Annotated in this window: 5 protein-coding genes; 1 reads left to right on the forward strand and 4 read right to left on the reverse strand. The window is 65.0% G+C overall.

Going from position 1 to position 6,300, the window contains the following annotated elements:
• Positions 1-257 precede the first annotated feature (257 nt).
• From AC629_RS39440 to AC629_RS39450, 3 genes are all read right to left on the reverse strand, one after another.
• Positions 258-683: a hypothetical protein gene (locus AC629_RS39440; protein ID WP_084810079.1), complete on the reverse strand. Its 426-nt coding sequence runs from the start codon at positions 681-683 to the stop codon at positions 258-260.
• Positions 684-1,031: 348 nt separating this feature from the next.
• Complete coding sequence (locus AC629_RS39445; protein WP_084810080.1) at positions 1,032-1,940, reverse strand: hypothetical protein; 909 nt, start codon at positions 1,938-1,940, stop codon at positions 1,032-1,034.
• A gap of 268 nt (positions 1,941-2,208) precedes the next feature.
• Positions 2,209-2,649 carry a nuclear transport factor 2 family protein gene (locus AC629_RS39450; protein ID WP_084810081.1) on the reverse strand — a complete coding sequence of 147 codons (441 nt, stop codon included), beginning with the start codon at positions 2,647-2,649 and terminating at the stop codon, positions 2,209-2,211.
• Positions 2,650-3,099: 450 nt separating this feature from the next.
• Here AC629_RS39450 and AC629_RS39455 point away from each other — a divergent pair, with 450 nt between their 5' ends.
• Positions 3,100-3,486 carry a hypothetical protein gene (locus tag AC629_RS39455; protein WP_084810082.1) on the forward strand — a complete coding sequence of 129 codons (387 nt, stop codon included), beginning with the start codon at positions 3,100-3,102 and terminating at the stop codon, positions 3,484-3,486.
• A gap of 81 nt (positions 3,487-3,567) precedes the next feature.
• On the opposite strand, the gene uvrB is transcribed toward AC629_RS39455, so the two are convergent.
• A partial coding sequence (gene uvrB, locus AC629_RS39460) for an excinuclease ABC subunit UvrB (protein ID WP_084810083.1) occupies positions 3,568-6,300 on the reverse strand: 2,733 nt, incomplete at its 5' end.

The following is a 6,300-nucleotide window of genomic DNA, read 5'->3' on the forward strand; positions in this document are numbered from 1 at the left end:
CGGGCGGGAGACCGAGCCGGCTCACGGCGTCAAGCGCCAAGGACCCAACGGCTTCCCGCCCACCCTATCCTGACAGACTTCCAAGACACAGGGACCCATCGCGCGGCGCATTCATCCTGGGGGGGCCGGCTCTGCAGTGCGTCACTGCGTGCCCGCACCGCGTCCGGGGCACGAGGCCCCCAGAATCAAAACCACAAATCAAAACCGCCGCGCTCCCTTTCGGGAACGCGGCGGCCGGTGATGCCTGGTGCTTGCGATCAGCTGTTGCGCAGGCCGTCGGCGGCGCGCTTCCACTGCGCGACGTTGTCGGAGATCATGCGGGTCGACTTCATCGCAGCCTGGCTGAGCTGGGCGTAGCCGGAGATCTCGCGCTGGACGCGCTGGCCTTCCGCATGGAGCAGGTCGCGCAGGCTCTCGAGCTCGGAGATCAAATTCTCGATCTCGGCGAGCGACGTGCCGGCGACGCGCTGGATCAGCGAGTTGACGTTGGTGACAGTGGCCTCCGCGCTCGAATCGAGCGGCGGCGCGTCGGTGGTGGCGGACGATGCCGGCCGGCGCAGATAGGCGATGTCGTTACGGACGAAGTCACGGATGCCGGCTTCGACCTCGGTCACGGCGGCGAGGTTGCTGTCGACCGTCTCGGTCTCGGTGGCTTCCATCTTTTCCGGACGAATGGCGTTCATGCTTGTTCCCCTGTTCGCGTTGGGCGTAGCGCGAGCGTCCCCCGCACGACGACGTTTATAGGCGGACTAGGGCGTCGGATTTTGGCCGCAACTTGGCCAAGATACGGCAAGGGCGGACCATTCGGGGGCTTTGCCGTGGCGTATGGTTAGGAATGTCTGAACGGAACTGCGGCGAGATGGATGCGCGGCTTGGCCGGTGGGCGGCTCCCTCGTCCCGCTTGCGGGGAGAGGGTGGGGTGAGGGGGAGTCTCCGCAAGGGAGGTGAAAGTTGGACTCGCGGAGGCTCCCCCTCACCCGACGCGCTTTGCACGTCGACCTCTCCCCGCAAGCGGGGCGAGGTAAGAATACTTACCAGCTCTTCTTGAAGCCGGCCGTCAGGCTTTTGTTGATCGCGCCTTGCGAGGTCTCGCCGACCGAGCCGGAGACAGTGACGTTGTCGAACAGCTTTTGCTCGGCGCCGACCTTGCGCAGCCATTTGTCGTCGGTGGTCGATAGCGTCTGGCCGGCGGTGATGCTGGTGCCGGTGTCGGTGATGGTGACCTTGGCGCTCTGGTCTGTCTCGTAATTGCGGGTGATGTGCCCGCCGATGCCGGGGAGCGCGGTCGTGCCCTGTTGGTTGACGCTGTAGCCGTTCTGGAGCGTCAGCGAATAGTCGCTCGACAGCGGCACCGATTTGGTGAGCGAGGCGCCGATCTTGCTCTGCTCGGCGCCGGGATCGACGCGGGCTTCCACCGCGGTCTTGTCCCAGATCGAGCCCGCGCCCGGCGCGGTTGCGGTCGCCCAGGCGGTGCCGGAGGATTGCGGCAGGCTGCCGCCATTGGTGGCCTTCTGCGCCAACAGCTCGGACATCGTCCGCGGCTCGCTCGTCACCGTCATGTCGGCGCCGATCCGCGTATCCCAGAACGAGGACACGGACTGGTTCACCGTCACCGCGGAGGAGCCGTTGGCGTTGGCGTTTGACGACCAGTTGAGGCCGTCCTTGGCTGCGGCCTGCGCGCGCTTCTTCGCGGCGATGACGTCGTTGAGCGTGCCGGCGTCGATTGCGAGCTGGCTCCAGTCGAGCTTGTCGACGTCGATGCCTTTGAGCACGTCGGGGTCGTTGACGTCGGGGGCCTCGGCGGCCTCGGCCTCGTCGTCTGGTGCTGCGGCCGTCGTGGGCGGAATGATCTGCGCCGAGACTGTCAGCACAGAGCCCAAGATGAACGCGGCCGCCAGTACCGGCAGCCTGATCCAGCCAAAACCTGTCGAGAATTCCATCGTCCTGCCCGCGAGCCCAGCGCATGCTTTCGGCCAATATAATACGGCCTTTCGCAATGACCATGCGCCATTCGGTCCGCGCACTACATCTTGACCCATCGTTGCGAAATTGTGGCGGCTCGCCTCGAGATGCGAACCAACGGGCCGCGCGAAAGGCGCGCGCCCGATAACGAGCTTTTGACACGACGGCATCCGGCGGGGCTGGGGGCTAGGACGTCATGTGAGCGTCGTCATCGGTCCCGAATTGCGGGGCCCGTTGGCGTCCCCCTCAGCCGGCGCGGTTCATCTTCGGCAGATGAATGGCGCGGCCGAGTGCCTGCTCGACCAGGTCGAAGGTGTCGATCAGCACGCGTATGCTGATAAGCTTGCCCGCCCTAAACTGGGCGAACTGCGCCACCCGCAGCGAGATCGGCTTGCTGGAATCCAGCGCGGTCAGCGAATAGCGCAGCATGGAGGCGGCGGAATCGACGCCGAGCATGATGCTCTCGCGGTCAAAGCGGCGGACATGGAAGTTGTCGGCGAGCTGATGGATGACGTCGAGCACGGCGTTCTTGCCCTGGCGCGCGCCGAAGAACGGAAACATGTCGATCGGGCCGTAGAGCGCCCACTCGACGTCCTCGTCGATCAGGGCCTCGATATCCTCGAAATGCCGGTCGTTGATCGCGCGGTGCAACGCGCGCGAGAAACGCCAGAGGCTGTGCTCTGTCATCTGGGGCAGTCCTGAAGCTGGTTTGCAGAAAACGAAAAACAACCCCCATGCACAGCAGGTGCCGAGGGGTGCTTCATTCATTTGTATACGAACAAATACGGGGTTTCGGACAAAACGCAAATCACGTTTTTGCGTTGCGCAATTGAGCGCACTTTGTGAGATTTACAATAGAATCCCGTATTTCACCGGTTTCCGCTGCGTGCCGGTTCCCGTTCGATCGCGCGCGCTGGAAATCCGACCCGCCAAGGAGCAGGAAAAGCAGCAGCAACAGAGCCAGACGACCGAACAGCGCAAGCTGTAGTTCCTCGTCATTCCGGGGCGCCGCAACGCGGCGAGCCCGGAATCCATTCCGCCCCTCGTTCCGGCAGCCGAAAACGGGCGTGACCCGTCTCACATCGTCTACCTCCCACCGCGGCTAGCTTCATGCGCATGTCATCAGGGAGACGTGCCATGGCCGCCGCCGTCGCTGCGAGGAAGTCCCGCCTGCACAACGCGCTCGAAGGCCTTGCGCTGACCGCGACGCTCCAGAGCTTCCCGACCTTCGCCGCCGCCGCGTTTCTGCTCAAACTGCTCGGCAATAACGACCTCGTCGGCGATCCCGGCGTCGCCATCTTCGTCGCCGTCGCCTCGCTTGCCCACGCACTGGTCGCGGTAACCTTCGGGCCGAGCTTTCCCGCCTTCTGCAAGACCGTCTACGAACCAAAGTTCTTCGATCGCACCCTATCGCTCGCCGACAAAATCACCGAATGGCGCACCCAGCCTGTCGCCTCGCTCCAGCTCGTGACCATCGTGCTGCTGCTGTCGGTGATGGCGGTGGTGACGGCGAGCGTGGGGTGAGGAGCCGAGATATCTCCTCGTCACTCCGGGGCGCCGCAATGGCGAGCCCGGAATCCATAGCCACGACTGGCGCGGATGAATCTACCTCTTCTTCCACCCACCCCGTCGCCCCGGCGCGCCACCCGTCGACTTCGGCGCCGGGCCGAACTCCGGCCCCGACTGTCGCGAGTCCGTCGGCTGGATGATCCGGCTCGTGCTGCCGAACGGCTTTTCCGGCAGCGCTCGGCTCTCTCGGTAGGGCAGCGATTCCGGGCCGTGCATCTCATCGAGATGCGGCTTGTGCACCTTCGAGCCACTGCCGCTGCTGCCGCCGCTCGCTTTCAGGGCGGAACTCACGGTCTTTTTCTTCATGGCGCTGACGGGCAGGTTGGCGGCGTCGCCGTACTTCTTCGTGCCGGCATAGGCGCCGGCCTTGCCCTGCACCGTGCGCTGTTTTGCGGTGGGATCGTCGACGACCGCGAGCTCGGTGGCGCGCAGGCGCTTGACCTCGTCGCGCAGGCGCGCGGCTTCCTCGAAGTTCAGATCAGCTGCGGCCTCGCGCATCCGCGTTTCCAGATCGGCAAGCACGGCCTCGAAATTGTGGCCGATTGAGATGACGTCGTCGGTCATGTCGTGGCCGCCGACCTCGACCAGCACGTGGTCGCGCTCGTAGACGGAGTTGAGGATGTCGCCGATCTGCTTCTTTACGCTCTCCGGCGTGATGCCGTTGGCGTTGTTGTACTCGACCTGCTTCTCGCGGCGGCGGTTGGTCTCGGCGATGGCGCGCTCCATCGAGCCGGTCATGCTGTCGGCATAGAGGATCACCTTGCCGTCGACGTTGCGGGCGGCGCGGCCGATGGTCTGGATCAGCGAGGTCTCGCTGCGCAGGAAACCTTCCTTGTCGGCATCGAGGATTGCGACCAGCGCGCATTCGGGAATGTCGAGGCCTTCGCGTAGCAGGTTGATGCCGACCAGCGCGTCGAAGGCGCCGAGACGGAGGTCGCGAATGATCTCGATGCGCTCGATGGTGTCGATATCAGAGTGCATGTAGCGGACGCGGATGCCCTGCTCATGCAGATATTCGGTGAGATCCTCGGCCATGCGCTTGGTCAGCACCGTGATCAGCGAGCGATAGCCGGCCTGTGCGGTGGCGCGGACCTCGCCGACGAGATCGTCGACCTGGGTGCGGGCGGGGCGGATATCGACGGGCGGATCGATCAGCCCGGTGGGGCGGATGACCTGCTCGACGAACACACCGCCGCTCTCGTTCAGCTCCCAGCCGCTCGGTGTCGCGGACACCGCGACGGTCTGCGGCCGCATCATGTCCCATTCCTCGAAGCGGAGCGGGCGGTTGTCCATGCAGGACGGCAGGCGGAAGCCGTATTCGGCGAGCGTCGCCTTGCGGCGGAAGTCGCCGCGGAACATGGCGCCGATCTGCGGGATGGTGACGTGGCTTTCGTCGGCAAAGATCAGCGCGTTGTCGGGCACGTATTCAAACAGCGTCGGCGGCGGCTCGCCGGGGCGGCGGCCCGTCAGGTAGCGCGAATAGTTCTCGATGCCGGCGCAGCTTCCCGTCGCCTCCATCATCTCGAGGTCGAACGTGGTGCGCTGCTCCAGCCGCTGCGCTTCCAAGAGGCGCCCCTGGTCGTGGAGCTGGTCGAGCCGCTGCTTGAGCTCGAACTTGATCGACTTGATCGCCTGCACCAGCGTCGGGCGCGGCGTCACATAGTGCGAGTTGGCGTACATCTTGATGAATTCGAGCTCGTCCTGCTTGTGGCCGGTGAGCGGATCGAACTCTTCGATAGCCTCGATGGTGTCGCCGAACAGGTTCACGCGCCAGGCGCGGTCTTCATAGTGCGCCGGAAAGATGTCGATGACGTCGCCGCGCACGCGAAACGTGCCGCGGGTGAAATCGGCCTGCGTGCGCTTGTACTGGAGAGCAACGAGGTCGGCGATGAGCTGGCGCTGGTCGATGCGCTCGCCCTTCTTCAGCCCAAAGGTCATCGCGGTGTAGGTCTCGACCGAGCCGATACCGTAGATGCAGGACACGGAGGCGACGATGATGACGTCGTCGCGCTCGAGCAGCGCGCGCGTCGCCGAGTGGCGCATGCGGTCGATCTGCTCGTTGATGGACGAGTCTTTCTCGATATAGGTGTCGGTGCGCGGGACGTAGGCTTCCGGCTGGTAGTAGTCGTAATAGGAGACGAAATACTCGACCGCGTTGTCGGGGAAAAAATTCTTGAACTCGCCGTAGAGCTGGGCGGCGAGCGTCTTGTTCGGCGCGAGGATCAGGGCCGGGCGCTGCGTCGCCTCGATCACCTTGGCCATGGTGTAGGTCTTGCCGGAGCCGGTGACCCCGAGCAGCACCTGCGAACGGTCGTTGCGCTCGATGCCTTCGACGAGCTCGGCGATCGCGGTCGGCTGGTCGCCGCGCGGCTGGTATTCCGACTTGATCTCGAAGCGCACGCCGCCTTCGGACTTTTCCGGGCGCGGCGGCCGGTGCGGCGTCCACACTTTCATGGAGCCGTCGTCCTTGCGGAACTCCGGACGGCCCTCGCGGATCAGCGCCTCCAGCGCATCGGCTGTGGCCTTGACGCCGAGCGCCTCCATCTTGCTGCGCGGTGGACGCGCCAGCGCTTCGGCATCGTCCTCTTCAGTGGGAAGGCCAAGCTGACGAGCAAGTTCCGGATCGAGCGTCGGTATCGTCGCCGCCGTGCCGTAATTGGCCTGCGGCGCTTCGTCGAAACCGCCGCTCTCCGTCGATGCGCGGGCGCCCGGCGGCTGCGGATTGGGGCGCAGCGGTATCGGCCGCGCCGCGTCCTGCGGAAACTCCTT

This window comes from Bradyrhizobium sp. NAS80.1 (assembly GCF_001908205.1).
Lineage (GTDB): Bacteria > Pseudomonadota > Alphaproteobacteria > Rhizobiales > Xanthobacteraceae > Bradyrhizobium.

Bases quoted from the DNA above. Each gene is read 5' to 3' on its own strand.
- AC629_RS39440 (WP_084810079.1), bottom strand. From the start codon at position 683: ATGAACGCCATTCGTCCGGAAAAGATGGAAGCCACCGAGACCGAGACG.
- AC629_RS39445 (WP_084810080.1), bottom strand. From the start codon at position 1,940: ATGGAATTCTCGACAGGTTTTGGCTGGATCAGGCTGCCGGTACTGGCG.
- AC629_RS39450 (WP_084810081.1), bottom strand. From the start codon at position 2,649: ATGACAGAGCACAGCCTCTGGCGTTTCTCGCGCGCGTTGCACCGCGCG.
- AC629_RS39455 (WP_084810082.1), top strand. From the start codon at position 3,100: ATGGCCGCCGCCGTCGCTGCGAGGAAGTCCCGCCTGCACAACGCGCTC.